Annotated in this window: 20 protein-coding genes; 17 read left to right on the top strand and 3 right to left on the bottom strand. The window is 68.9% G+C overall.

Features of this window, described 5'->3' with window-relative positions; all coding sequences use genetic code 11:
• Positions 1 to 25: 25 nt before the first annotated feature.
• On the bottom strand, positions 26 to 1936 hold the full coding sequence (locus QWY84_RS13280; RefSeq protein WP_290203191.1) for a putative bifunctional diguanylate cyclase/phosphodiesterase: 1911 nt from the start codon (positions 1934 to 1936) through the stop codon (positions 26 to 28).
• A 252-nt stretch (positions 1937 to 2188) separates the two neighbouring features.
• Here QWY84_RS13280 and QWY84_RS13275 point away from each other — a divergent pair, with 252 nt between their 5' ends.
• The 6 genes from QWY84_RS13275 (at position 2189) to lysS (ending at position 11064) form a co-directional block, all read left to right on the top strand.
• Positions 2189 to 3151, top strand: a complete 963-nt coding sequence (locus tag QWY84_RS13275; RefSeq protein ID WP_290203190.1) for a 5'-nucleotidase — start codon at positions 2189 to 2191, stop codon at positions 3149 to 3151.
• A 118-nt stretch (positions 3152 to 3269) separates the two neighbouring features.
• The gene (gene thrH, locus QWY84_RS13270) at positions 3270 to 3872 is read left to right on the top strand and encodes a bifunctional phosphoserine phosphatase/homoserine phosphotransferase ThrH (protein ID WP_290203189.1); all 603 of its coding nucleotides are present in this window, start codon (positions 3270 to 3272) and stop codon (positions 3870 to 3872) included.
• Positions 3873 to 3884: 12 nt separating this feature from the next.
• Positions 3885 to 4457 carry a metallophosphoesterase family protein gene (locus QWY84_RS13265; RefSeq protein ID WP_290203188.1) on the top strand — a complete coding sequence of 191 codons (573 nt, stop codon included), beginning with the start codon at positions 3885 to 3887 and terminating at the stop codon, positions 4455 to 4457.
• 28 nt (positions 4458 to 4485) lie between these two features.
• Complete coding sequence (gene hrpA, locus QWY84_RS13260; protein ID WP_290203187.1) at positions 4486 to 8388, top strand: ATP-dependent RNA helicase HrpA; 3903 nt, start codon at positions 4486 to 4488, stop codon at positions 8386 to 8388.
• A 61-nt stretch (positions 8389 to 8449) separates the two neighbouring features.
• Positions 8450 to 9545 (top strand): peptide chain release factor 2 gene (gene prfB / locus QWY84_RS13255; RefSeq protein ID WP_290203397.1). Its coding sequence is split into 2 segments (ribosomal slippage): positions 8450 to 8521 and positions 8523 to 9545, totalling 1095 coding nucleotides; the frame shifts between segments, so codons are not numbered across the junction.
• Positions 9546 to 9564: 19 nt separating this feature from the next.
• Positions 9565 to 11064: a lysine--tRNA ligase gene (gene lysS / locus QWY84_RS13250; RefSeq protein ID WP_290203186.1), complete on the top strand. Its 1500-nt coding sequence runs from the start codon at positions 9565 to 9567 to the stop codon at positions 11062 to 11064.
• A gap of 613 nt (positions 11065 to 11677) precedes the next feature.
• On the opposite strand, the gene ygfZ is transcribed toward lysS, so the two are convergent.
• Positions 11678 to 12757: a CAF17-like 4Fe-4S cluster assembly/insertion protein YgfZ gene (ygfZ, locus tag QWY84_RS13245; RefSeq protein WP_290203185.1), complete on the bottom strand. Its 1080-nt coding sequence runs from the start codon at positions 12755 to 12757 to the stop codon at positions 11678 to 11680.
• A gap of 65 nt (positions 12758 to 12822) precedes the next feature.
• Between ygfZ and QWY84_RS13240 the strand changes: the two genes are divergently transcribed.
• The 7 genes from QWY84_RS13240 to QWY84_RS13210 all read left to right on the top strand — a co-directional run bounded on the left by QWY84_RS13240 (position 12823) and on the right by QWY84_RS13210 (position 17411).
• Positions 12823 to 13008: a DUF1674 domain-containing protein gene (locus QWY84_RS13240; RefSeq protein ID WP_290203184.1), complete on the top strand. Its 186-nt coding sequence runs from the start codon at positions 12823 to 12825 to the stop codon at positions 13006 to 13008.
• Positions 13009 to 13322: 314 nt separating this feature from the next.
• Positions 13323 to 13715, top strand: coding sequence for a succinate dehydrogenase, cytochrome b556 subunit (sdhC, locus tag QWY84_RS13235; protein WP_290203183.1), 393 nt, complete (start codon positions 13323 to 13325; stop codon positions 13713 to 13715).
• Positions 13715 to 14095, top strand: coding sequence for a succinate dehydrogenase, hydrophobic membrane anchor protein (gene sdhD / locus QWY84_RS13230; RefSeq protein WP_290203182.1), 381 nt, complete (start codon positions 13715 to 13717; stop codon positions 14093 to 14095). The genes sdhC and sdhD overlap by 1 nt, the downstream gene beginning before the upstream one ends.
• Before the next feature lie 5 nt (positions 14096 to 14100).
• On the top strand, positions 14101 to 15891 hold the full coding sequence (gene sdhA, locus QWY84_RS13225) for a succinate dehydrogenase flavoprotein subunit (RefSeq protein ID WP_290203181.1): 1791 nt from the start codon (positions 14101 to 14103) through the stop codon (positions 15889 to 15891).
• Positions 15892 to 15937: 46 nt separating this feature from the next.
• A complete protein-coding gene (locus QWY84_RS13220) occupies positions 15938 to 16717 on the top strand; it encodes a succinate dehydrogenase iron-sulfur subunit (RefSeq protein WP_290203180.1) in 780 nt (259 codons plus the stop codon).
• Between the two features lie 21 nt (positions 16718 to 16738).
• A complete protein-coding gene (locus QWY84_RS13215) occupies positions 16739 to 16987 on the top strand; it encodes an FAD assembly factor SdhE (RefSeq protein WP_353959892.1) in 249 nt (82 codons plus the stop codon).
• A complete protein-coding gene (locus QWY84_RS13210; RefSeq protein WP_290203179.1) occupies positions 16929 to 17411 on the top strand; it encodes a hypothetical protein in 483 nt (160 codons plus the stop codon). The genes QWY84_RS13215 and QWY84_RS13210 overlap by 59 nt, the downstream gene beginning before the upstream one ends.
• On the opposite strand, the gene nadB is transcribed toward QWY84_RS13210, so the two are convergent.
• On the bottom strand, positions 17345 to 18937 hold the full coding sequence (gene nadB, locus QWY84_RS13205) for an L-aspartate oxidase (protein WP_290203178.1): 1593 nt from the start codon (positions 18935 to 18937) through the stop codon (positions 17345 to 17347). The two genes, QWY84_RS13210 and nadB, sit on opposite strands and share 67 nt — an antisense overlap.
• Positions 18938 to 19257: 320 nt before the next feature.
• On the opposite strand from nadB, the gene rpoE reads away from it, so the two are divergent.
• From rpoE to QWY84_RS13185, 4 genes are all read left to right on the top strand, one after another.
• Positions 19258 to 19839 (top strand): RNA polymerase sigma factor RpoE, encoded by a 582-nt coding sequence (rpoE, locus tag QWY84_RS13200; RefSeq protein ID WP_290203177.1) that lies wholly within the window; start codon positions 19258 to 19260, stop codon positions 19837 to 19839.
• Positions 19840 to 19856: 17 nt separating this feature from the next.
• Positions 19857 to 20408 carry a sigma-E factor negative regulatory protein gene (locus QWY84_RS13195; RefSeq protein WP_290203176.1) on the top strand — a complete coding sequence of 184 codons (552 nt, stop codon included), beginning with the start codon at positions 19857 to 19859 and terminating at the stop codon, positions 20406 to 20408.
• Between the two features lie 186 nt (positions 20409 to 20594).
• Positions 20595 to 21068 (top strand): SoxR reducing system RseC family protein, encoded by a 474-nt coding sequence (locus QWY84_RS13190; protein ID WP_290203175.1) that lies wholly within the window; start codon positions 20595 to 20597, stop codon positions 21066 to 21068.
• Between the two features lie 94 nt (positions 21069 to 21162).
• The gene (locus QWY84_RS13185; RefSeq protein ID WP_353959891.1) at positions 21163 to 22617 is read left to right on the top strand and encodes a DegQ family serine endoprotease; all 1455 of its coding nucleotides are present in this window, start codon (positions 21163 to 21165) and stop codon (positions 22615 to 22617) included.
• Positions 22618 to 22753 lie beyond the last annotated feature (136 nt).

The raw sequence follows: 22753 nt of genomic DNA, 5'->3' as shown, positions 1-22753 counted from the left end.
CTCGCAATGCGGCCCGGGCTCCCGCTCAGTGGAGGCTTCTCACGCTCGTGGGCCGGCCGTAGAGATAGCCCTGGGCATAGCCGCAGGCCGTCTGCTGCAAGCGCTCCGCCTGTGCGCGGGTTTCCACGCCCTCGGCCACCACGTCGAAGCCGAAGACTTCCGCCATGGAGCACGCGCACTGCACCAGGGCGAAGTTGCGCTCATCATCGCAGATGGTATCCACGAAGATGCTATCGAGTTTGAGTTCGTCAAGCCGGAGATAGCTCAGATAGTGCAGCGATGAATAGCCCTTGCCGAAATCATCCAGGGAGATGCGGATGCCGTGGTCATTCAGCTCCTGGATCAGCTCCCGGGTCAGGCTGATGTTGTCCAGGAGCACGTCCTCGGTGATCTCCAGCGTGAGCACGGACGGATCCACGCCCGCGTCCCGGGCCAGGCCGATCACGGTCTGGGAGAAACCCCGGGAGAAGAAGTACAGCGGCGAGATGTTCACGGCGACGGATACGTGCTCGCCGAACTGTCGCTGCACGTCGGGGATCTCGGCGAGCACCGTCTCCAGGATGAGCTTGCCGAACGGGATCATGAGCTTCGATTCGGTGATCTCGGGAATGAACTCGGCAGGGGAGACGGGGCCCAGAGTGGACGGCGACCAGCGCGCAAGCGCCTCGACGCCCACGACCTCGCCGGTGCGCAGGTTGACCTTGGGCTGGTAGGCCATGCGGAAATCGCGCTGGTCGATGGCCTCCTCCAGCAGCTTGCGCATGCGCAGGGAGGCTTCCACCTGCTGCATCATGGCCGGATCGAAGTAGTACAGCGAATCGGCCTGCTCGTTCTTCGCCCGCCGCAGGGCGATACCCGCCTTCTTGAGGCACTCCTCGAAGCTCCCGGCGTCGCCGGGATACGTGGTGGCGGCCGTGGAGTACTCGACCCGGTGGCCGACGCGGTCCACCGGGAGCTCGGCCATGGCCTGCCGGAAGGCCTGGTCGAAGCGATCCGGCAATTCCCGGGCCTCCAGGTCCTCGATCCAGACGGCGAACTCGTCGCCCCCGGTGCGTGCCGCGAAACGCCACTGCGTGAGGTTGTTCCGCAGGGCCTCGGCGACGTCGCGGAGGATCTCGTCGCCGTGATCGCTGCCGAACAGCGCATTGACGATGCGAAAGCCCCGGATATCCAGCAGCACCAGGTGCGCCGTCCTGACGCCGGCTTGCAGCCGGTAGGCGACGTGTTCCTCCAGGTGGCTGCGGTTGGGCAGTCCCGTGAGCGAATCGAAGTAGGCCAGGGCGGCGACGTGATCGCGGCTCGCCTCCAGCTCGCGGTTGGCTTCGTTGAGCTCGGAATGCGAGGCTTCCAGTGAATGGATCTCCCGGACCAGGCGGGAGCGCAAGCGGTTGATCACCGTCCAGGAAACCAGCGTGAAGAACAGCAGCAGGAGACCGGCGAACAGCCAGCCGACCGGGGTGTTCTGCCGCTCGATGAGCGCATGATCGAATTGCAGCCAGCCTTGCCAGACGGGGATCGACAGCAGCGGCGGCACGATCACCCAGAGCCCGGCCACCAGCATGCTCCGTTTCGGCCGCAGCGTGGCGACGCAGATGACGATCAGCGTGCACAGCAGCAGGATCCCCGAGCCCAGAAAGCCGCTGCGCGTCAGCGAGAGAACGGCCAGGCCGCCGACGACGAAGGCGATGGCCAGCACCTTGGCGGTGGTGGACAGGCGGTCGCGTAACCCGAAGCACGCGCCCAGCACCACGGCCGCGACCACGTCCAGGAACAGGAACACGGTGTCGGACGCACCGGGCGGGCCGAAGGCGGTGGCGACCCCGTGCAGCAGGGCCGCGGAGATGGCGATGATGCCGCCGATGGCGAGAAAGCGGTCGACCAAGGGGTCGCTTTCGGGGAATGCGTGCGGGGAGTCCTCGGTGCGTGCCTTGGTCATCTGTGCGCTTGCTCTCCGTTCCGTAAGCCTCGGTCCAATAACAGCCTGCCACAGGAGCGTTATCGGTACGCACAACGAAGGGTTGAGAGGGCGGGTCCGCCGAGGTCTGCCCAACCGCCGTTCTGCCGTGGTGTCGCCGTCATCCCGAATACGGGACAATATGCCGCCTGGTGTGCACGTTTCCGCGGTGCTTGTTGGTTCTGCGCGACAGCATGCCTATTGTGAGCGCTGGAGAAAATTCCGGAGTGGTCCATGCCCGTGTCCTTCGAAGGCAAGCTGGTCATCGCCATCTCGTCCCGCGCGCTGTTCGACATGACCGACAGCCATCGCGTGTTCATGGAGCAGGGCGTGGATGCCTACTGCGCCTACCAGCGCGCGCACGAGGACGAGATCCTGGCGCCGGGCGTGGCCTTCACGCTAGTACGCAAGCTGCTGCGCCTGGAGGGCATCGACGCCGGAGTGGAGATCATCCTGCTGTCGCGCAACAGCGCCGATACCGGGCTGCGCGTGTTCAATTCGGTGGAGCACTACGGCCTGAACATCACCCGCGCCGCCTTCACCAATGGCGAGCGGCCCTGGCGATACATTCCCGCCTTCGGTGCGCACCTGTTCCTGTCGGCGGACGCCGACGACGTCGCCCAGGCCCTGAACCAGGGCTACGCCGCGGCGACCATCCTGCCGTCCGCCGGGCGGGAGGCGGGCGGCGACGACGACGGCGAGGTCCGGATCGCTTTCGACGGCGATGCCGTGCTGTTCGGTGACAGCGCCGAGCGGGTCTTCCAGGAGTCGGGGCTGGAAGCGTTCTCGGCCAGCGAACGCGCCCAGGCGCACTCGCCGCTGCCCGGCGGGCCGTTCAAGTCCTTCCTGGCCGCGCTGCACCAGCTGCAGCGCCGCGGCGGCGAGACCGCCGGCCAGGCGCCGATCCGCACGGCGCTGGTCACCGCCCGCAGCGCGCCCGCCCATGAACGGGTGATCCGCACGCTGCGGCACTGGGATATCCGCATCGACGAGGCGCTGTTCCTGGGCGGCCTGGCCAAGGCGGAGTTTCTGGCCGCCTTCGGCGCGGACATCTTCTTCGACGACCAGGAGGGGCACTGCGAGATCGCCAGCGAGCAGGTGGCCACGGGACACGTGCCGCACGGGGTGACCAACCGCGGGAATGAGCCGGAGCCGGGCTCCGAGCGGGACGAGCAGGAGCAGCCTCTCAGCAGGTAGCGCTGGAGCGGTGACACCGTGTTGCAGGTGGGGGGAAAAACGAATACTGTGTGCGCGTTTTCCGGGCCGGGCCGGTGATGGCCTGTACACGGAGCGTCGTGGAGAACCCGTCAGCGTGATGATTGTCTGCCTTGATCTGGAAGGCGTGCTGGTGCCGGAGATATGGGTCGGCCTGGCGGAGCGCACGGGAATCGACGCGCTGCGCGCCACCACCCGGGATGTACCCGACTACGACGAGCTCATGCGCCAGCGACTGCGCATCCTCGACGACAACGGCCTGGGCATGGCGCACCTGCAGGCGGTCATCGACGAGGTGGCACCCTTCGCCGGGGCGCGGGAGTTCGTGGACTGGATTCGCGCGCGGTACCAGCTGGTGATCCTCTCGGATACCTTCTACGAGTTCGCGCGGCCGCTGATGCGCCAGCTCGGCTGGCCGACGCTGTTCTGTCACCGGCTGGAGACGGATGCGAGCGGGCGCATCTCGAATTACCATCTGCGGCTGCCGGATCACAAGCGGGCCGCCGTCGCCGCGTTCCAGCAGCTGAATTTCCGGGTGGCAGCGGCGGGGGATTCGTACAATGACACCGGCATGCTGGGGCAGGCCCATACCGGGATCCTGTTCGCACCGCCCCAGAACGTCGTCGACGAATTTCCGCAGTTCCGGGTGACCCGGGACTACAACGGCCTTCGGGACGCCCTGGCCGCGGCGTCCCAGCAATGACAGCAGCGCCTCATGACCGATAACCAGGCAACACTTGTCGCGGTTCTCGCGGACACCCACGGCTTTCTGGACCCGCGCATCTCCGAGCGCGTCGCCGAATGCGACTACGCCGTGCATGCCGGGGACGTCGGCGGCGCCGACGTTCTCTGCTCGCTCAATCCCCGGGAGTCGGTGATTGCCATTCGCGGCAACAACGACACGGCGGACAAGTGGGCGGACTCGGAGCTGCATTTCCTGGAGAACCTGCCCGCCACCGCCGAGGTGGCGCTGCCCGGTGGCTCGCTGGTCGTGGTGCACGGCGACGACCATCGCGGGCTGCGGGAGCGCCACCGGCACCTGCGACAGGCCTATCCCCAGGCGCGCGCGGTGGTGTACGGTCACAGCCACCGCCTTGCCATGGACTGCGACGAGGTCCCGTGGGTGCTCAACCCCGGCGCCGCCGGGCGGACCCGCGTCCACGGCGGGCCTTCCTGCCTGCTGCTGCGCTGCACGGACAGCGAGTGGCAGCTCGAGGCCGTCCAGCTGCCCATGCGCAAGTACCCGAACCGCGACGGCCAGCGCAGGCGGGCCAGCACGGCGAACTGACGTACGAACCTTTCTGTAACGGGAGGCCATGAGCGCGCAGCCCGGCCAGCGTTCCGAGACCGATCTGGAAAAGCTGCAGCAGCGGCTGGCGAGCTGTCTGGGAGCGGATCGCACGGCCTTCCGCAAGCGGCTCCAGGGGCTGCGCCGACGGGCCCGTGCCGGCAAGCCCTACGATCGCGGCCTGCAGCGGCTGGCCGCCGACATGGACGCCTCGGTGGCCCGGCGCGAGGCCCGCATCCAGCAGCGCCCCGAGCCGGCGTACCCGGACGACCTGCCGGTGGTGGAACACCGGGAGGCGATCCGCGACGCCATCCGCGACCACCAGGTGGTGGTGCTGTGCGGCGAGACGGGCTCCGGCAAGAGCACTCAGCTGCCCAAGATTTGCCTGGAGCTCGGGCGCGGCATCGACGGCATGATCGCCCATACCCAGCCCCGTCGGCTGGCCGCGCGCACGCTGGCCGGACGGATCGCCGAGGAGCTGGAGACGCCGGTGGGCGAGGGGGTCGGCTACAAGATCCGCTTCACCGACCGGGTCAGCGAGCGCACGTGGATCAAGCTGGTCACCGACGGCATGCTGCTCGCCGAGATCCAGGGCGACGGCGTCCTGGAGGCCTACGACACCATCATTATCGACGAGGCCCACGAGCGCAGCCTCAACATCGATTTCCTCCTGGGCTACATCAAGCGCATCCTGCCCCGGCGGCCGGATCTCAAGGTCATCATCACCTCCGCCACCATCGACCCGGAGCGCTTCTCCCGGCACTTCGACGATGCGCCCGTGCTGCACGTGTCCGGGCGCACCTATCCCGTGGAGGTCCGCTACCGGCCCCTGGCCGCCGCCGACGAGGGGGATCGGGACCGGGACCAGCAGACCGCCATCGTCGACGCCGTGGACGAGCTCGCCCGCGAAGGGCCGGGCGATGTCCTGGTGTTCCTGGCAACGGAACGGGAGATCCGCGAGACGGCCGAGGCGTTGCGCAAGCAGCACCCCCCGGGCACGGAGATCCTGCCCCTGTTCGCGCGGCTGAGCGCGGCGGAGCAGCAGCGCGTGTTCCAGCCCCACGGCGGCCGCCGCATCGTGCTGGCGACCAACGTCGCGGAGACGTCGGTGACCGTGCCGGGCATCCGCTACGTGGTGGATACCGGGGTCGTGCGGCTGAGCCGCTACAGCTTCCGCAGCAAGGTCCAGCGCCTGCCCATCGAGCCCATCTCGCAGGCCTCGGCGGACCAGCGGGCGGGGCGCTGCGGGCGCGTCGCTCCCGGGGTCTGCATTCGTCTCTACAGCGAAGAGGACTACCAAAACCGGCCCGCGTTCACCGATCCGGAGATCCGCCGCACCAACCTGGCCGCGGTGATCCTGCAGATGCAGGCCTTGGGCCTGGGGGGGGTGGAGGCGTTCCCCTTCGTCGAGCCGCCGGACCGGCGCTACATCAATGACGGCTACCGCAGCCTGTTCGAGCTCCGGGCCGTGGACGACGGGCGCCGGCTGACGGCTCTCGGGCGCCAGCTGGCCCGCCTGCCCGTGGATCCCACCATCGGCCGCATGCTGCTCGCCGCCGGCGAGCAGGGCGCGGTCAGCGAGCTGCTGGTCATCGCCGCGGCCCTGAGCATCCAGGACCCGCGCGAGCGCCCGCTGGAGGCCCAGCAGGCGGCGGACCAGGCCCACCGGCAATGGCAGGATGAGCGCTCCGATTTCCTCGGCTTCGTGAACCTGTGGCAGGACTACCAGCACCAGCGCCGCCACCTGTCCAGCAACAAGCTCCGCCGCTGGTGCCGCGACCACTACCTCAGCCCGCTGCGCATGCGCGAGTGGGCCGATATCCACCGGCAGCTCAAGGAGCTGGTGACGGGGCAGGGCTACCGGGCCAATACCGAGCCGGCCGACTACGCACCGCTCCACCGGGCCCTGCTCACCGGGCTGCTGGGCAACGTGGCCATGCGCAGCGACGATTCGGGGTATCTGGGCGCGCGCGACCTGAAGCTGACCATCTTCCCGGGGTCGGCCCTGGCGAAGCGCCGTCCCAAGTGGATCGTGGCCGCGGAGCTCGTGGAGACCTCGCGCGTGTTCGCCCGCACCGTGGCGGCGGTGGATCCCCGGGAAGTCGAGGGGGTCGCCGGCCACCTGGTGCAGCGCAGCTACAGCGAGCCGCACTGGGACCGGCGCAAGGGCCGGGTAAGCGCCTACGAGACTGTGACGCTCTACGGCCTGCCGCTGGTGACCGGGCGCAAGGTGGACTACGGTCGCATCGATCCGGCGGAGGCGCGGGAGATCTTCCTGCGCCAGGGGCTCGTCGAGGACCGGGTGGACAGCAAGGGGCGGTTCCGCGAGCACAACCGGGCGCTCATCGCGGACATCCGCGAGCTGGAGGAGAAGTCCCGCCGCCGGGACGTCCTGGTGGACGCGGACCGCCTCTATGCCTTCTACGCCGAGCGCGTGCCGGAGGATGTCTACGACCTGCGCGGCTTCGAGCGCTGGCGCCGCAAGGTCGAGGACAAGCAGCCGCGCCGGCTGTACATGACCCGCGAGGCGCTGATGCAGCACGGCGCCGAGGAGGTCACCGGCACCCGGTACCCGGAGGCGCTGCAGGTCGGCGAGCTGCAGCTGCCGCTGAGCTACCACTTCGAGCCGGGGCATGCCGACGACGGGGTATCCCTGCAGGTGCCGCTGGCAGCACTCAACCAGCTCGCGCCGGAGCCGCTGGAGTGGCTTGTGCCCGGCTTGCTGGAGGAGAAGGTCACGGCCCTGATCCGGGGGCTGCCCAAGGCGTTGCGCCGTCATTTCGTGCCGGCGCCGGATTTCGCCCGGGAAGCGCTGGCCGCCATGACGCCGGGCCGGGGCTCGCTGATCGACGCCCTGCGCCGGCAGCTCCACCGCATGACCGGGGTGGATGTGCCCCCGGAGACCTGGGACGCCGTGACCCTGCCGGATCACCTGCGCATGAACATCCAGGTGTACGACGCCGAAGGCGGGCTGCTGGAGCGCGGGCGCGATCTCCGCGCCCTGCAGGATCGCCTCGGCGACCGCGCCAGCACCGATTTCCGCGCCGGCCGCCGGGAGAGTACCTGGGAGCGCCGGGGCATCACCCGCTGGGACTTCGGCGAGCTGCCGGAGACCGTGGAGTTCCGCCAGCACGGGATCACCGTCCGGGGCTATCCGGCCATCGTCGACGAGGGGGCCAGCGTCGCCCTGGAGGTCACGGATGCCCCGGAGGCCGCGGAGCAGCGAACGCGCGCGGGCATCCGGCGCCTGGTCCGCCTGCAGCTGCGCGACACCGTGGCGTACCTGCGGGATCATCTCCCGGACTTCCAGCGCATGGCGCTGCAGTACCAGGGGCTGGGCGGCAGCGACGAGCTCCGCGATGAGCTCCTGGCCGCGGTGGTCGACCGGGTGTTCCTCTCGGGGCGGGCATTGCCCCGGGACGAGGCGGCATTCCGCGTCATGCTGGATGCCGGCCGGGAGGAGCTGGTGGCCGAGGGAGAGCGCTTCGCCCGCCGGGTCGCACGCATCCTGGAGCGCTATCACGTGCTGCGCAAGGCCCTCAAGGAGCCGCGGGGACTGGAAGGCATGGACAGCTTCCGGGACATGAGCGAGCACCTGGACGCCCTGGTGTTTCCGCACTTCCTGCTGGAGCTGCCGGCGGAGCTGCTGGAGCACCTGCCCCGGTACCTGGACGGCCTGGAGCACCGGCTGACGAAGCAGGCCGAGGACCCGCGCCGCGATGCCCAGCGCACCCACCTGGTGCGCCCCTGGTGGGAGGCGTGGCAGGATCGGGCGGCCCGCCACCGGGAGGCCGGCATCCACGACCCGGAGCTCCAGCGCATGCGCCACCTGCTGGAGGAATACCGCATCTCGCTGTTCGCCCAGCATCTGGGCACGGCCATGCCGGCCTCGGAGAAGCGCCTGCGGCGGCAGTGGCAGGCCGTGCGCTGACACCGGCAGCCCCCTGTAGTACCATGCGCGCCTTTCCCGGCAGCATCGAGTAATGAGCGGTATGGAACTCAACGCCCTTTATTCCCAGGCGGCGGACCTCCGCGAGCGCGTGGATGCGCTCAGGGGGTATCTTTGACTATCCGGGCAAGAAGGAGCGCCTCGAGGAAGTCCTGCGGCTCCTGGAAGACCCGAACATCTGGAACAACCCCGGTGAAGCGCAATCCCTGAACCGGGAGCGGGCCTACCTCCAGGATACCGTCGACCAGCTGGAGTCCCTGCACAGCGGCCTCGCCGATGTCGAAGAGCTCCTGGAGATGGCCGAGGCCGAGGACGACGCCGAGACCATCACCTCGGTGCAGACGGATCTGCGCGCCTACGCCCGTGAGGTGGAGGCGCTGGAGTTCCAGCGCATGTTCACCGGCGAGATGGACAGCGCCAATGCCTTCCTGGACATCCAGGCCGGCTCCGGCGGCACCGAGGCCCAGGACTGGGCCAACATGCTGCTGCGCATGTACCTGCGCTGGGGCGAGCGGCGCGGCTTCCGCACGGAGATCATCGAGCTCTCGGAAGGCGACACCGCCGGCATCAAGAGCGCCACGGTGCGCTTCGAGGGCGATCACGCCTTCGGCTGGCTGCGCACCGAGACCGGCGTGCACAGGCTGGTGCGCAAGTCGCCCTTCGACTCCGGCAACCGGCGCCATACCTCCTTCGCCGCCGTGTTCGCCTCGCCGGAGATCGACGACAACGTCGAGATCGAGATCGACCCCTCGGAGCTGCGTATCGACGTCTACCGCGCCAGCGGCGCCGGCGGCCAGCACGTCAACACCACCGAGTCGGCGGTGCGCATCACCCACGAGCCCACCGGCATCGTGGTCCAGTGCCAGAACGACCGCTCCCAGCACCGCAACCGCGAGACGGCCATGAACCAGCTGCGCGCCAAGCTCTACGAGCGCGAGATGCAGCGGCGCCGGCAGGTCCAGGAATCCGTCGAGGACGACAAGTCCGACATCGGCTGGGGCAGCCAGATCCGTTCCTACGTCCTGGACCAGTCCCGGATCAAGGATCTGCGCACCGGCGTGGAGGTGGGCAATACCCAGGCGGTGCTGGACGGGGACCTGGACCGTTTCATCGAGGCAAGCCTCAAGGCCGACGTGTAAACCAGCGAGCGACGAACCAGTGAGCAAGGAAACTGCGGAGACCGACGACAACAAGCTCATCGCCCAGCGGCGCGAGAAGCTCCGCGCCTGGCGGGACAGCGGCGGGGCCTTCCCCAACGACTTCCGCCGGGATGCCTTCGCCGCGGACCTGCACGCCGCCCACGACGACCAGGACAACGACACCCTGGAGGCGGAAGGCATCCGCGTGCGGGTGGCGGGGCGCATGATGGCCAAGCGGGTCATGGGCAAGGCCAGCTTCGCGAGCCTGCAGGACATGACCGGCTCCATCCAGCTCCATCTCCAGCGCGATGCCCTGCCCGAGGGCCAGTACCAGGAGTTCAAGAAATGGGACCTGGGCGACATCGTCGGCGCCGAGGGCACGCTGTTCCGTACCCGCAAGGGTGAGCTCTCGGTGAGGGTCGAGCGCCTGGTCCTGCTGACCAAGTCCCTGCGCCCGCTGCCCGAGAAGTACCACGGCCTGGCCGACCAGGAAGCGCGGTACCGGCAGCGCTACCTGGACCTGATCGTGAACCCGGAAGTGCGCGACGTCTTCCGAGTGCGCAGCCGGGTCATTCAGTTCATCAGGGATTTCCTGAACCTACGGCGTTTTCTTGAAGTGGAAACGCCGATGATGCAGCAGATCCCGGGCGGCGCGGCGGCGCGGCCGTTCGTCACCCACCACAACGCGCTGGATATCCCGCTGTACCTGCGCATCGCCCCGGAGCTGTTCCTCAAGCGCCTGGTGGTGGGCGGCTTCGAGCAGGTCTACGAGATCAACCGCAATTTCCGCAACGAGGGCGTGTCCACGCGGCACAACCCCGAGTTCACCATGCTGGAGTTCTACCAGGCCTACGCGGACTACCACGATCTCATGGACCTGACCGAGGAGCTGCTGCGCGAGCTGGCCGTGGAGCTCAAGGGGACGCCGGAGATGGAGTGGCAGGGCGAGGCGGTGGATTTCGGCAAGCCCTTCCCGCGGCTGTCGCTGCGCGACGCCGTCGTCCGCTACAACCCGGGCGTCAGCGCCGAGGAGCTGGACGACCCCGCCCGTGCCCGGGCGGTGGCGGATCGCCTCGGCGTCGCCGTGGATGACAACGGCGGCCTCGGCAAGCTGCAGGTGACCCTGTTCGAGGAGACGGTGGAGCACCAGCTGCGCGAGCCCACCTTCATCATCGACTATCCCAAGGAAGTCTCGCCGCTGGCGCGGCCCAAGGACGACGAGCCGTTCGTCACGGAGCGCTTCGAGCTGTTCATCTGCGGCCGCGAGATGGCCAATGGCTTCTCCGAGCTCAACGACGCCGAGGACCAGGCCGAGCGCTTCCGCGCCCAGGCGGCGGACAAGGACGCCGGCGACCAGGAGGCCATGCACTACGATGCCGATTACATCCGCGCCCTGGAGTACGGCCTGCCGCCCACGGCGGGTGAGGGCATCGGCATCGACCGCCTGATCATGCTCTTCGCCGACCAGGCCTCCATCCGCGATGTCCTGTTGTTCCCTGCCATGAGGCCGGAAGGGTAACCTGAGGAGGGGAAGCGTACGGCTTGCGGATGGGTCCGTGTCCGGTGGCGGGATTGGGGTTGGGTTCCGGAGCTCCGCTTACGGAAGCAGAGCTTCCTACCCTCCGCTCCGGGCTGGCCGGCTGACAGCACATCCCTGTGCTGACAGCCGGTGGCGGCATCCCTGCCGCCACCCCTTCGGGGCCGGTCGCCCTGCGCTCCGGCGCTACGCAAAGTCACCCAACCCCAATCCCGCCACCGGACGCGGACCGGTATCGAAGCGTAATGGTGCCTTCGAAACGTTGCACCTGCGTGTGGTGTCGGAGTTCGGCGTGTAGGAATGCCCGATACTTTCCGGTTGGACGTCGGTGGTCGGCGGGGGTGTGTTGGGGTGGGCGACTTGCGCAGCGCCGGAGCGTAGGCCGCTCGGCCCCGGAGGGGTTGCTTCAGGGATGAAGCAACCGAGCGTCAGCACAGGGACGTGCTGTCGCTCGGCCAGGCCGGAGCGCAGGATAGGTACCCGGCTTCAACCGAAGCCGGGTACCGTAAGCGGAGCTCCGGAGCCCACCCCAACACACCCCCGCCAACCACCGACCCATCCGCAAGCCGCGTTCGCACCCCGGGCATGTGCCGGTCTACGAGTCGTCCGTCGCTTCCTCTTCCGTCGGCAGCGGGACGTCGTAGGGGAGCTGGGCGAAGCCGGCGGGCTGGTCGCCCAGGCGCAGGTCCTGGCGGCCGTGGTACTGCACGCGCAGAACGGCCAGCGCCTCGGTGCCCGCGGGGCCGGCCACGGCCCGGACCACCTCGCCGGCGGAGGCGCCGTCGGCGGTGAGCACGCTGTCGCCGGGTGAGGGGACGCTGCCCGCCGGCGCGGTCAGCCCGAACATGCGCCGGCTCGGCTTGCCCCGGTAGTGCATGCGGGCAATGACCTCCTGGCCCGGGTAGCAGCCCTTCTGGAAGCTGATGCCGCCGATGAGCTCGAGGTTGACCTGCTGCGGGACGAACCGCTCCCGCGTGGCGGCGGTGACCTCCGGCTCGCCGGCGCGGATGCCCAGCAGGGTCCAGCCGGTCGGGGTGACCGGGCGGGAGGCATCGGTCAGCGTGCTCCACAGCCCCTCGGCATCGCGGGCGTGGGCGACGGCGAGGAAGCGCTCCGGCTCGCCGCCGAGGTTCAGCACCGTGGTGTCACCGGCATGCACGGCGGTGCCGGTGCCCTGGGGCAGCGTGCCCGCCACCTGGGTGAGGGCGGCGGCACCCGAGCCGGCGGCGCCCCAGACCCCGCCGTGGGGCGTGAAGTCCTGGAGGGCGACCCGGGAGCGGAGCACGTACATGCGCAGCCGCTGCACCAGCCCCTCGACGAGGCTGCCGTCGGTGAGCAGCAGGAAGTCGTCGTCATCGAGGCGCAGCACGCGGAACAGCCCGAGAAGGCGCCCCTTGGGGTTGCACAGCCCCGCCAGGCGCCATTCATCCGTACCCTGATCGGCCACGCTCTCGCTGAGCTGCGCCTGCAGGAAGGCGGCGGCGTCGTCGCCGACCACCCGGATGAGGCCGCTGCCCGGCAGGGGCATGACACCGCCGTCGCCGAGGACCGTGTGCAGCTCGCCGTCGGCGTCGCCGAAGTCCAGCAGCGCGCCGTCATCGCCGAAGCGCGGCTTCTGCGGCGCGAGCAGGGCGGACCACTGGATGCTCGGCGGCGTCCGGGATGTCTCGTTCATCATCATGTCCTGCGTTGTGGCTATGGCATAATTGCAACCTGCAACCGGCACACGAGGGCGAAACCATGGCGGAACGGGAACCGGAGCCGAACCGGACGGAATCGCAGGACTCCCGCGACCGGGAGCCCGAGAATACCACGACGACCCCCGAGGACCCGAGCAGCTTGCCGCCCGAGCACGGCGGTCAGGCCGGCCCGGAGCCCACGCGCTACGGCGACTGGGAAAAGGGCGGTCGCTGCACCGACTTCTGAACGCGTCACCCCGGGGCGACGGTGCTGCCTTGCATCATGCCCCCGGACGGTATAGCTTATGGGCCCGTTAAATGGTGCGCTGCAAGGGCTGTAGCCGCGCGGCACGCGAGCCGCCGCAGCGGGCACGCCCGGGCCGCCGCCGAGCCGGACGACCGCAGCCCCGGCTCCGGTACGGTCTTGCCCCGGCCGGTGTATCGCCATCACCTCCGGCACCCGCGTCCTGACACGCCGACGAGGACGGTTGCGGCCGGGAATCAGTCCGCAGGACGCCGACGCCTCCTGCGGGTCCACTGTTCCACGCGGAGCGAGTCACGATGCCAACCGATAATCGACCGCTTTCCCCTCATCTGCAGATCTACCGACTGCCTTTCATCGTCGTCCTCTCCATTACCCACCGAATCGCCGGCGTCGCCAACGCAGTCGGGTCGCTGCTGGTGGTGTACTGGCTGGTCGCGCTCGCCAGCGGGCCGGAGGCATTCGCTACGGCGCAGGCGGTGCTCGGCTCCATCCCGGGACTGATCATCCTGTTCGGCTTCAGCCTGGGGCTGTTCTATCACTTCGGTAACGGCATCCGGCACCTGTTCTGGGATACGGGTCGGGGTTTCGAGCTGCACACGGCCCATCGCTCCGGTCAGGTGGTGGTCGCCGGTGCGGTGGTGCTGACGTTGCTGGTCTGGATCGTGGCGCTTGCCACGGGGGGTGCCTGATGAACATGCGGACGCCGGTCAAGGATGCGCGCGGGCTGGGCTCGGCGAAGGACGGGGTGCACCACTGGTGGCTCCAGCGGGTCACGGCGGTGGCGCTGATCCCGCTGGTGCTGTGGTTTGCATTCTCCCTGGCCGTGCACGCGGGCAGCGGCTACGAGGGCATGCGGGCCTGGGTCGGCTCGCCGTTCACCGCCGGCGCCGTCATCCTGCTCGTGGCCACGGCGTTCTACCACGCGCAGCTGGGCCTCCAGGTGGTGCTGGAGGACTACGTGGGCAACAAGGCGCTGCAGGTCGCCGGCATTGTTGCCGTGAAATTTCTCGCCGCGGTACTCGCCCTGACGGGCATTCTCGCCGTGCTCAGCATCGCCTTTGGAGGCTGAACCGCATGTCCAGCTACGAGATCATCGATCACACCTACGACGTTGTTGTCGTCGGCGCCGGGGGCGCCGGGCTGCGCGCCACGTTCGGCATGGCCAACCAGGGCCTGAAGACGGCCTGCATCACTAAGGTGTTCCCGACGCGCAGCCACACCGTGGCGGCGCAGGGGGGTGTCTCCGCGGCGCTGGGCAACATGGGCGAGGATGACTGGCGCTGGCACATGTACGACACCGTCAAGGGCTCCGACTGGCTCGGCGACCAGGACGCCATCGAGTACATGTGCCGCGAGGCGATCCCCGCCATCATCGAGCTGGAGCACTACGGGGTGCCGTTCTCGCGCACCGACGAGGGGCGCATCTACCAGCGCCCGTTCGGCGGCATGACCACCCATTTCGGCGAGGGCCGCGCCCAGCGTACCTGCGCGGCGGCGGACCGTACCGGTCACGCCATCCTGCACACGCTCTACCAGCAGGCGCTGAAGTACGAGGCCGAGTTCTTCATCGAGTACTTCGCCCTGGACCTGATCATGGACGACGAGGGGGCCTGCCGCGGCGTCATCGCGCTGAACCTCCACGACGGCACCATCCACCGCTTCCGCGCCCACGAGACGGTCCTGGCCACGGGCGGCTACGGCCGGTCCTATTTCTCCTGCACCTCCGCGCACACCTGTACCGGCGACGGCATGGGCATGGTGCTGCGGGCGGGGCTGCCGCTGCAGGACATGGAGTTCGTGCAGTTCCATCCCACCGGCGTCTACGGTGCGGGCTGCCTGATCACCGAGGGCGTCCGCGGCGAGGGCGGCTATCTTACGAACTCCAGTGGCGAGCGGTTCATGGAGCGCTATGCGCCCAACGCCAAGGACCTGGCGTCCCGCGACGTGGTCAGCCGCTCCATGACCATCGAGATCCGCGAAGGCCGCGGGGTCGGGCCCAACGGCGATCACATCAACCTGCACCTGGAGCACCTGGGGCCGGAGGTGATCAACGAGCGGCTGCCGGGCATCGCCGAGACGGCGCGGATCTTCGCCGGCGTGGACGTCACCCGCTCGCCGATCCCGGTGCTGCCCACGGTGCACTACAACATGGGCGGCATCCCCACCAACTACAAGGGCGAGGTGGTTACCCTGCGCGACGGCGATCCGGACGCGGTGGTTCCCGGGCTCATGGCCATCGGCGAGGCGGCGTGCGTGTCCGTCCACGGCGCCAACCGCCTGGGCTCGAATTCGCTGCTGGACCTGGTGGTCTTCGGCCGCGCCGCCGGCCTGCGGGCGAAGGAGCTGGTGGCGGAGCAGGGCGACAATCACCGCCCCCTGCCGAAGGACTCGGCGGACTTCTCGCTGGAGCGCCTGGACCGGCTGCGCAACGCCAACGGCAGCCAGCCCACGGCGCAGGTGCGGGCGAACATGCAGAACGTCATGCAGAACTTCGCGGCCGTGTTCCGCACCGGCGAGGTCCTCGAGGAGGGGTGCCGGAAGATGGAAGAGGTGTTCGCCTCGTTCGAGGACGTCTCCGTGACCGACCGGTCGCTGATCTGGAATTCCGATCTGGTGGAGACCCTGGAGCTGGACAACCTCCTGGGCTGCTCGGTGACCACCATCCAGTCCGCCCGCAACCGCACCGAGAGCCGCGGCGCGCACGCCCGCGAGGACTACGGCGAGCGGGACGACGACAACTGGATGAAGCACACGCTGTCCTGGATGGACACCCGCGGGAATACCACCATCGACTACCGTCCCGTGCACATGAACACGCTCACGGACGAGGTCGAGCCGTTCCCGCCGAAGGCCCGGGTCTACTGAATCAGCGACCGAGGTCGCAGCCCGCAATCAACGAGGTTGACAGGCAATGGCAGAGTTCAAGCTTCCGGAAAACTCCCGCGTCGGCCAGGGCGAGACCTGGCCCGCACCGGACGATGCCAGCAATGTCCGCCGCTTCCGCGTGTACCGCTGGAAGCCGGACGACGGGCAGAATCCGCGCATGGACACCTTCGAGCTCGACATGGACGACTGCGGGCCGATGGTTCTCGACGCGCTGATCAAGATCAAGAACGAGGTGGATCCCACGCTCACGTTCCGGCGCTCCTGCCGGGAGGGGATCTGCGGCTCCTGCGCCATGAACATCGACGGGCAGAACACCCTGGCCTGCACCAAGGCCTGCGACGAGGTCGATGGCGACGTGCGCGTCTACCCCCTGCCGCACATGCCGGTGGTCAAGGACCTGGTTCCGGACCTGACCCATTTCTATGCCCAGTACGCCTCGATCAAGCCGTGGATCCAGACGCAGACGCCCACGCCGCCGGACCGCGAGCGGCTGCAGAGCAAGGAGGACCGGGCGGAGCTGGACGGGCTCTACGAGTGCATCCTGTGCGCGTGCTGCACGACCTCGTGCCCCAGCTACTGGTGGAACGGCGACCGCTACCTGGGGCCGGCGGTGCTGCTGCAGGCCTATCGCTGGATCGCCGACAGCCGCGACGAGGCCACCGGCGAGCGGCTGGACGAGCTGGAAGACCCGTTCAAGCTGTTCCGCTGCCATACCATCATGAACTGCGCCCAGACCTGCCCCAAGGGGCTGAACCCGGCCAAGGCGATCGCCGAGATCAAGAAGCTGATGGTCGCCCGTCGCTGAGACTAGGACCTAGGAGACCGTGTGAGCGAACTGTCCCGGCTGCGGTGGCGTTGCCGGCGCGGCATGCGCGAGCTGGACCTGCTGCTGGAGCGCTTCCTGGACAACGGCTATCAGCGCCTCGACGAGGCCGAGCGGGCGCGCTTCGACGCATTGCTGAACGAGCAGGACGACACCCTGTTCGGCTGGTTCTACCAGGGAGAGGTGCCGCAGGATGCCGGAATGGCGCGGCTGGTGGAGTGCATCCGCGGCGACTTCGGGGTTCCGGGTTAGGCCGTCACGTTTCCTGCGCGCGTGGCGATACGGGCTGGCCGGCGCATGGCTGGCAGCGGTCCTCGCGGCGCCGGTGGCGGCGCTGGCGGCGTCGCTCCCCGTTCTGGCCGCGTGGCTGCTGCGGGGACGGCTGCCCGGCCTGCCGCGCCTTCTGGACGCCCGCCGCCTCCATGTCGAGCCGACGGCGGGACAGGTCCGCGTCGATGAGGGGCGGGGCACGGCAGGTACCTGGGTGCTTCGCCGCTGGCTGCGCCATCCCTGGCTGATGATCCTCCACCTGGAGGGGCGGGGCGGGGAGCGCGCCTGCGTTGTTCTGCCCCGGGACAGCCTGGATGCCGGAAGCCGGCGCCGGCTGTACTACCTGCTGGGGGTGAGCACGGTGGGTGCCGGGTCGGGAGCGGGCTCCGGATGGTCCAGCGTGTAGTGCAGCCCCCGGCTCTCGCGCCGGGACTGCGCGCAGCGGATGATGAGCTCGGCCACCGTGGCCAGGTTGCGCAGCTCCAGCAGATCGGCGTTGACCCGGAAGTTGCCGTAGTACTCCAGGATCTCGCCCTGGAGCAGGTCCACGCGTCGGCGCGCCCGTTCCAGGCGCTTGGCGGTGCGCACGATGCCCACGTAATCCCACATGAACCGCCGCAGCTCGTCCCAGTTGTGGCTGACCACCACCTGCTCGTCGGAGTCGCTTACACGGCTTTCGTCCCACGGCGGCAGCGGACCGGGTTCCGGCAGCTCGTGCAGGTGGCCGGCGATGTCGTCGGCGGCCACCGTGCCGAAGACCAGGCACTCCAGCAGGGAGTTGCTCGCCAGGCGGTTGGCACCGTGGAGACCCGTGTAGGAAACCTCGCCGATGGCGTACAGGCCGGGAAGATCCGTGCGCCCGGCGCGATCCACCATGACCCCGCCGCACGTGTAGTGGGCCGCCGGCACCACGGGAACGGGCTCCTGCGTGAGATCGAAGCCGTAGGCCAGGCACTGCTCGCGGATGGTCGGGAAATGCTCGCGGACGAACTCCGGGTCCCGGTGGGAGATGTCCAGGTACACGCAGTCGGCGCCCAGGCGCTTCATCTCGTGGTCGATGGCGCGCGCGACGATATCCCGGGGGGCGAGCTCGCCGCGCTCGTCGAAGCGGTGCATGAAGCGGGTACCGTCGGGCAGCAGCAACCGGGCGCCCTCACCGCGCAGGGCCTCGCTGAGCAGGAACGACTTGGCCCGGGGATGGAACAGGCAGGTGGGATGGAACTGGTTGAATTCCATGTTCGCCACCCGGCAGCCGGCGCGCCAGGCCATGGCGATGCCGTCCCCCGTGGCGCCGTCGGGATTGCTGGTATAGAGGTACACCTTGCTGGCACCCCCCGTGGCAAGGACCACTGCCGGAGCGGCCAGGGGACGCACCCGGTCCGCGGCGGCATCCAGCGCGTAGACCCCCAGGCAGCGCTGGGTGGCATGCCCCAGGCGCCGGGCCGTGATGAGATCCACGGCGACCTGGTGCTCCAGCACGGTGATGTTGTCGCGCCGGCGCACCATGCCCTCCAGCGTGGTCTCCACGGCACGGCCGGTGGCGTCGGCGGCGTGGACGATGCGGCGGTGCGAGTGACCGCCTTCCCGGTGCAGGTGCAACGGGCCCTCGCCGCGGCCGTCCTCCTCCCGCGAGAAGGGAACCTTGTTGCCGATCAGCCAGTGGATGCAGTCCGCCGCCCGGGATGCCACGAACCGGGCCACCTCCGGGTCGGACAGGCCGGCACCGGCGTCCAGGGTGTCGGCCACGTGGGCCTCCACGGAATCCCGCTCGTCCAGGACGGCGCTGATGCCGCCCTGGGCGTACAGGCTGGAACCCTCGGTGAGCGGACCCTTGGACAGGACCGCCACCCGCAGGTGCTGCGGCAGGCGCAGCGCAAGGGTGAGGCCGGCGGCGCCGCTGCCGACGATGACGACATCGAACTGCTCGGACATGGGCACGTTGCTTTGCTGAAAGATTGCTGGGGCCTGTTTCCGGAGTGCGCGTTTCCCGGACAGGAGACCGCCGGGCAGGCTGGCCCGCTTCCGGCCCGTCGCTTGCAGGGCCATTGGCCGATCGGCTACCCTCAGTGACCGTTCCGGCCTGCCTGATCCGGCCGAATGGCATGCCGGAGCCGAGTCAAGCAACGACCGCACTGGGCGGCGTAGCCGGCACTTATCTAAACACAATCCGCGGAAGTGCGCGAACTATCCATGCCCATCAATGTCTATGGCACAGACGTGGTCAGAGGAATGATCACGAAAGGACGGGCTGAATGACCAATGCTCAGGTCGATCAACAGCTCGTCGAGCGTGTGCAGGCCGGCGACAAGAAGGCGTTTGACCTGCTGGTGCAGAAGTACCAGCACAAGCTCGTGAAGATGATTTCACGGTACGTGTCCGATCCCAGCGAGGCGCAGGATGTCGCGCAGGAGACCTTCATCAAGGCCTACCGGGCCCTGCCGAAGTTCCGGGGCGAGAGCAGCTTCTACACCTGGATCTATCGGATCGGCGCCAACACGGCCAAGAACTACCTGGTCGCCCAGGGGCGGAGGCCGCCGGGCAGCGATGTCGACGCCCAGGACGCCGAGCAGTATGCCGCCGACTCGATGCTGCGCGAGACGGATACACCGGAAGGCCTGGCCTACCGGGAAGAGATCGAACGCACCGTGTTCGACGCAATCGAGGCGCTGCCGGAAGACCTGCGCACCGCGATCACGTTGCGGGAGCTGGACGGTCTCAGCTACGAGGAGATCGCCAAGGCCATGGATTGCCCCGTGGGGACGGTCCGATCGAGAATCTTCCGTGCGCGAGAAGCGATCGACAACCGACTGCAACCGTTGCTGGATAATAAATAGCGGACAGGTGGTGTGCCATGACGAAGCCTTACCATGAACAGCTGTCGGCCCTGGTGGATGACGAGCTGGACTCCTCCGAGCTGCAGCTGCTCCTCCGTCAGGCGCAGCGTGACGACGAGCTCGCCGAGCGGGTGGGCCGGTACGCGGTGATCCGCGACGCCCTGCACCGGAATCTGCCGGAGCAGGTGGATCCATCGCTGGGACGCCGGGTCTCGGCGGCGCTGGAGCAGGAGCCTGCCCATGACGCGCGGGCGCCGGAGGTGCCGCGCCGCTGGATGCGGCCGGCGGCCGGGGTCGCGGTAGCCGCGTCCGTGGCGCTGGTCGCCATCACGGTGTGGCCGGAGCAGTCCGCCGGACCGGAAGGCGAGCCGCTGCAGACCGTCGCCACGCAGGGTCTGCCGTCCGGTGTCACCGGGCAGCCCGTGAGCACGGACAGCATTCAGTGGGAGCGGCTGGATTCGGATGTCGAGACACGCCTCCAGGAATACGCGGTCACCGGCGCTGAAGGCCGGGAGATGCAGCTGGAGCTGCTGACGCGGCCGGTGAGTACGCAGGGCGCTGACAACTAGTGCCGTATTCCGGTGGACAACGCGGCGCCCGAAGCGCCGCAGCGCAGCCACTTGAGGCTTCGGCATCGCCTTCTTCTGCAGGCCACGCAGCCCGTCACTCCTGCCCCCCGGAATCGAACCGCCGTCGCACACCGTGGGCGGCAGGAATATGTCGACCGACCATGCCGTTCGCGCAATGAGGTGCGGATGATCCGGCAGCACGGCGAGGTGGCGGAGGTAACGGGCCGGTTCGTCCGGGTCCGCGTGCAGCGCCGGAGCGCGTGCGACCGATGCCACCTGCGCCACGGCTGCGGTGCCGGCGTTTTCGCGCGGGCCTTCCCGGGCGGTCATGTCGATATCGAGCTCCCCGCATCGCGGCGGTGGCGGACCGGGGACCGGGTGACGGTGGCCCTGCCGGAGGGCGGCCTGCTTCGCGCAGCAGCCATCGCCTATCTCGTGCCATTGATCGCAATGCTGGCGGGTACCCTGGCGCTGGCCGCCTGGGGCGAAGGCGGCAGTATCGCCGGAGGGCTCGGCGGCTTCGCCGCCGGGTGCCTGGCGGCGCGATGGCTCGGCCGATGCGCTGGACGGGGGAACCGTTTTCAACCAGTGTTAGTGGAGCAGGTTCCTGATACGGTCTGCAGCGCAGGGTACCAGGGCCGCCAGGGAGAGGGCGGCTGAGCGGCGGCGACACCGTGGAAGAACCAAGCGATGGTACGCATCCGGCTTCGCCGGGGCGTGCGGATTTCAGTTTCGGGAGTACGGGGATCCGAGCATGCAACAACTGGTGAGACAGAAGAACCTGATCGCGGTGTGCACCCTGGCGCTGCTCGCGGCCATGACGCTGGCCCGGGCCGAGGCGCAGGAGAGCCTGCCGGCCTTCACGGATCTCGTGGAAGCGAACAGCCCCGCCGTGGTGAACATCAGCTCCACGCAATCCGGCGGCCAGGGCAGCAGTACGCGCGACATGCCGGATCTTCCCGAGGATCACCCCTTCCGAGACTTCTTCGACCGCTTCGGCGGGGAAAACGGGGGCGACGGCGCGCCGCCGCGGCCGTTCGATGCCGAGTCGCTCGGCTCCGGGTTCATTATCTCGTCCGACGGCGACATCATCACCAACTACCACGTGGTCCGCAACGCCGATGAAGTCGTCGTGAAGCTCAGCGATCGCCGGCAGTTCACCGCGGAAGTGGTGGGCTACGACGAGCGCAGCGACCTGGCCCTGCTGACCATCGATGCCGAGAACCTGCCGACGGTATCCATCGGCTCGTCCAGTGATCTCTCCGTGGGCGAATGGGTCCTGGCCATCGGCTCGCCGTTCGGCTTCGAGCATTCGGTGACCGCGGGCATCGTCAGCGCCAAGCAGCGCAGCCTGCCCCAGGACAACTACGTGCCGTTCATCCAGACCGACGTGGCCATCAACCCGGGTAACTCCGGCGGCCCGCTGTTCAACCTGGACGGCGAGGTGGTGGGCATCAACTCCCACATCTACAGCCGCAGCGGCGGCTTCATGGGGCTGTCGTTCGCCATTCCCATCGAGCTGGCCATGGACGTGGTGCAGCAGCTGCGCACCGAGGGCCGGGTCGCCCGCGGCTGGCTGGGTGTGCTGATCCAGGACGTGGACCGCGATCTGGCCGAGTCGTTCGGCATGGACCGGCCGCGGGGCGCGCTGGTCGCCCAGGTCACCCCGGACAGCCCGGCGGACGAGGCGGGGCTCAAGCCGGGCGATATCATCGTTCGCTTCGACGGCCGCGAGGTGGGGACGTCGTCGGACCTGCCGCCGATGGTCGGCCGCAAGCGCGCCTCCTCGGAGGCGACGGTGGAAGTGATCCGCGACGGCGAGCGTCGCGAGTTCGAGGTCACCCTGGGTGAGCTGCCCGACGACCTGGCGCAGCGCCAGCAGCCCGGCTCCCCCGACAAGCGGCAGGCGCCGGCCGAGCCGGAGACGTTCTTCGGCATGCGGCTGCGCGACCTGAGCAGCCAGGAGCGTGAGGAGATGGGGCTGGACCAGGGCGGCGTTCTCGTGGAGGGCGTCGACGCCGGACCGGCCGCCGAGGCGGGCGTGCGCAGCGGGGACGTGATTACCATGCTGGATCAGAAACGCGTCGATTCCCTGGAGGCCTTCCGGGAGATCGCCGAAGACCTGGAAGGCGGCCGCGTGGTGCCGCTGCTGCTTCTGCGCAACGGTTCACCCCGGTTTCTGCCGCTACGCCTGCCGGAAGACGACTAAACCGGTACAATACCGGCTCCGGAAGGGTGCCGGAGTACGTCGCACGTGCCCCGCCTGCGGGGCACGTTTGCGTTCGAGTGCCGCAAATTCGGGGCCGGGCGGCCCGCGGCGGGCCGCCGGCGGATCAAGAAGGTGA

Source organism: Aquisalimonas lutea (assembly GCF_030409225.1).
In the GTDB taxonomy this organism is placed as follows: domain Bacteria; phylum Pseudomonadota; class Gammaproteobacteria; order Nitrococcales; family Aquisalimonadaceae; genus Aquisalimonas; species Aquisalimonas lutea.
The sequence above is the reverse complement of the archived record's forward strand: the minus strand, read 5'-3'. Positions and strand labels throughout refer to the sequence as shown.

Coding starts and splice junctions, on each gene's coding strand:
- thrH (WP_290203189.1), top strand. CDS start 3,270: ATGATTGTCTGCCTTGATCTGGAAGGCGTGCTGGTGCCGGAGATATGG.
- ygfZ (WP_290203185.1), bottom strand. CDS start 12,757: ATGAACGAGACATCCCGGACGCCGCCGAGCATCCAGTGGTCCGCCCTG.
- sdhA (WP_290203181.1), top strand. CDS start 14,101: ATGTCCAGCTACGAGATCATCGATCACACCTACGACGTTGTTGTCGTC.
- QWY84_RS13280 (WP_290203191.1), bottom strand. CDS start 1,936: ATGACCAAGGCACGCACCGAGGACTCCCCGCACGCATTCCCCGAAAGC.
- QWY84_RS13275 (WP_290203190.1), top strand. CDS start 2,189: ATGCCCGTGTCCTTCGAAGGCAAGCTGGTCATCGCCATCTCGTCCCGC.
- QWY84_RS13210 (WP_290203179.1), top strand. CDS start 16,929: ATGCCGGAATGGCGCGGCTGGTGGAGTGCATCCGCGGCGACTTCGGGG.
- nadB (WP_290203178.1), bottom strand. CDS start 18,937: ATGTCCGAGCAGTTCGATGTCGTCATCGTCGGCAGCGGCGCCGCCGGC.
- QWY84_RS13195 (WP_290203176.1), top strand. CDS start 19,857: ATGACGAAGCCTTACCATGAACAGCTGTCGGCCCTGGTGGATGACGAG.
- QWY84_RS13220 (WP_290203180.1), top strand. CDS start 15,938: ATGGCAGAGTTCAAGCTTCCGGAAAACTCCCGCGTCGGCCAGGGCGAG.
- hrpA (WP_290203187.1), top strand. CDS start 4,486: ATGAGCGCGCAGCCCGGCCAGCGTTCCGAGACCGATCTGGAAAAGCTG.
- QWY84_RS13190 (WP_290203175.1), top strand. CDS start 20,595: ATGATCCGGCAGCACGGCGAGGTGGCGGAGGTAACGGGCCGGTTCGTC.
- sdhC (WP_290203183.1), top strand. CDS start 13,323: ATGCCAACCGATAATCGACCGCTTTCCCCTCATCTGCAGATCTACCGA.
- QWY84_RS13240 (WP_290203184.1), top strand. CDS start 12,823: ATGGCGGAACGGGAACCGGAGCCGAACCGGACGGAATCGCAGGACTCC.
- QWY84_RS13185 (WP_353959891.1), top strand. CDS start 21,163: ATGCAACAACTGGTGAGACAGAAGAACCTGATCGCGGTGTGCACCCTG.
- rpoE (WP_290203177.1), top strand. CDS start 19,258: ATGACCAATGCTCAGGTCGATCAACAGCTCGTCGAGCGTGTGCAGGCC.
- sdhD (WP_290203182.1), top strand. CDS start 13,715: ATGAACATGCGGACGCCGGTCAAGGATGCGCGCGGGCTGGGCTCGGCG.
- QWY84_RS13265 (WP_290203188.1), top strand. CDS start 3,885: ATGACCGATAACCAGGCAACACTTGTCGCGGTTCTCGCGGACACCCAC.